Here is a 2,821-nt window from a genome sequence, read left to right as displayed (position 1 = left end):
GTGGCGGCCACCACCGCTGCGGTCTCGGTCGACGTCGCCGTCGCCGGGACGTGGTCGACCTTGGACGCGGTGACCCGCACGGACAGCTTCTTGCCGAGCTGCCCGGCAGGCACCTGGAAGGTCTTGCTGGTAGCACCCGCGATCGGGGTCCCGTCGGAGCGCCACTCGTAGGCGAGGGTGACGTCGGCCGGCGACCAGGTCCCGTCGCCGGCGGTGAGCACCTGGCCGACCTCGGGCGTCGTGTCGCTCACCGTCGGCACCGCCGTGTTGGTGACCACTGGTTGAGGGGCGACCGCGCTGGTGGCGGCCGACGTCGCCGTGCTGCTCGCGAAGCCGTCCCTCGTCGCCGTGACACGGACCGCCAGGGTCTTGCCGATGTCGCCGGCGACAACCGTGTAACTGCTGCCGGTCGCGCCCGCGATCGGGCCGCCGTTGGCCAGCCACTGGTAGGCGTAGGTGGAGTCGGACGGGTTCCACGAGCCGGGCGTCGACGTGAGCAGCTGGCCCACCACCGGGGTGGTGTCGCTGACCGTCGGCAACGCGGTGTTGACGACCGGGTCCAACCCGCCGATGACGAGGGTCTGCGGCACCGCCGTCGAGACGCCGCGCGTCGCGTTCACGCCGGTGGCGTTGCCCGCGACCGTGGACATGGAGCCCACGCCGTCGTAGTACATCGTGGTGGACCCGCAGCCGCCGTTGCTGGTGCGGAGGAAGTAGCTGCCGGTGGTCAGCCCTGGCACCGCGAACGAGCCGTCGGCGGCGGAGCTCCGTGACGTCCGGCTCACCAGCGATCCGTCGTTGGTGTACGCCGTGACGATGCAGTCGGCGAGCGGGAGGCCCGCGGCGTCCTGGATCACGCCCGTCAGCCGTCCGCCTTCGACGAGCACCGCGTTGACGGCGGCCCTGGTGGCTGCGGCGCCGAGCACGAACGTCTCGGACGACGCGAGCCCGAGGTTCTCCGACTTCGCGTTGAAGAACTGCGCCTCCGCCAGCTCGTAGGTGGCGGTGCGGGCGAACTGTGCCCGGTAGGTGCCGGGCGGCAGGTTGCTGATCGAGAACGCGTTGGTGTGCGCATTGACCGCGGCGCTGCCGGCGAACGCGCCGGACACGGCGTCGTACACCTGCACGTTGCTGTCCCACCCGGACCGGCGCTGCGCAAAGGTGACCGTGCCGGTGACGGTGGCGCCGTCGTCCAGCACGGCGTCGATGCCGGGCACGTCGGCGGACGTCAGGGTGACGGAGGTCGCGGCGGCCTGGCTGGAGGCGTTGTTCCACCACTCCGAGACGCGGTTGTCGTAGCCGGAGAAGCGCAGCTTGTAGGTGCCCGACGGCAGGAACGCCCGATAGGCGCCGTCGGCGTCGGTGTTGTCGGAGTCGACGTAGCTGTAGCTGCCGTCGCTGAGCTGTCGGTAGAAGTCGACGCTGCCGTCCTCGATCGCCCCACCCACTCCCGTGACCGTTCCCGCGATGGCCTTGCCGCGGGCGAGGGTCGCGTCGACGGTGGTCGGCGCGGCGGTGGAGATGGCGACAGACGTGGCCGAGGCGAGGTCCGTCTTGTCGAGGTGGAACTCGGGCAGCAGCCGGCTGGCTTCGAACCGGATCTTGTAGCTCCCGGCGGGCAGCCTCTCGATGAGGTACTGCCCGTCCGAGCCGGTGAAGTCCTCGGCCAGCGGAGTCGCCGTCGCGAGGTCGGTGGCGTCTGCCGCGTAGACGGTGACATCGCCGAAGACCGGGCCGTCGGGACCCGAGACGGTGCCATTCAGCACGGCGGCCGGGGCGAGCTGTGCGTTGATCGCGCCGACGTCGGCGCTGGTGACGACGATGCTCTGGGCCGTGGCCGACGTGGCGGCGTTGTCGAACCACTCCGTGGCGTAGCCGCTCTTGAAGAAGCTGACCCGATAGGTGCCGGCACCCAGGTCGACGGACCACGCCCCTGCCGCGTCGGTGGTCGGCTGCACGACATAGTCCCAGAACACATCGCCGCCCCCGAAGTCGAAGCGCTTCTCGACGAGGACGTCCACGCCGGCCAGCGGCGTGCCCGTGGGACCGGTGACGGTCCCGGACAGCTTGAGGGCCTTCGCGAGGGTGCCGTTGGCAGTGAAGGTGGTGCCGACCCCGACGACGATCCGCTGGGCCGTCGACGCGTCCGGCGCGTTGTTGAAGTACTCCGAGACGTGCCCTGAGGCCCCGAACTGCACGACGTAGGTGCCCGGTGTGAGCGGCGGCGAGGTGTAGGTGCCGGTGCCGCTGAGGGCCACTTCGTCTTCGACGTCGAGGTTGCCCGGGGCAAGCTCACGCCAGAAGGTCACGAACCCGTTGGTGAGCGGACCGGCGGGCCCGGTGACGGTGCCGGAGATCGTGCCGCCGACCTGCAGGGCGGCATTGATGCCGGTGCGGTTGACCCCGTTGACGACGACCGGGTCTGCGTCGGCGAGCACGGTGGCGGCGTCGTACCACTGCTCCAGGAAGCCGACCTTGCGGAAGCCGACGCGATAGGTGCCGTCGGGGACCGTGGTCGACCACGTCCCGTTGGCGATGGTGGCCGGGGAGTCGACCAGGCGCCAGCGCACGTCATCCTGGGTCTGCACCCGACGCTCCACGCGCACGGTCACGCCGGAGACCGCGGCGCCGCCGGACGCCGCGGTGACGGTGCCCGAGACGGTGCGCTGGTTGGAGGCCAGCGTGGCGTTGACGGTCGCGGTGCCGTTGAGGGTCGCCGCGACGTCGTCGGCGAGCTCGACGTCGGTCTTGTCGAGGTTGAACTCGGGCGTCATGCCGGTCGCGGAGAAACCGATCGGCCAGGAATGGCTTTGCGTGGTTT

The 2,821-nt window shown here is 70.8% G+C and carries 1 protein-coding gene; it reads right to left on the bottom strand.

All coding sequences use genetic code 11. The features are described 5' to 3' along the window. On the bottom strand, positions 1–2,774 hold a 2,774-nt coding region (locus RMO85_RS14635), incomplete at its 3' end, for a carboxypeptidase regulatory-like domain-containing protein (RefSeq protein ID WP_310529459.1). Between the last annotated feature and the right edge of the window lie 47 nt (positions 2,775–2,821).

This window comes from Nocardioides sp. (genome assembly GCF_031422975.1).
Taxonomy (GTDB): domain Bacteria; phylum Actinomycetota; class Actinomycetes; order Propionibacteriales; family Nocardioidaceae; genus Nocardioides.
The sequence above is the reverse complement of the archived record's forward strand: the minus strand, read 5'-3'. Positions and strand labels throughout refer to the sequence as shown.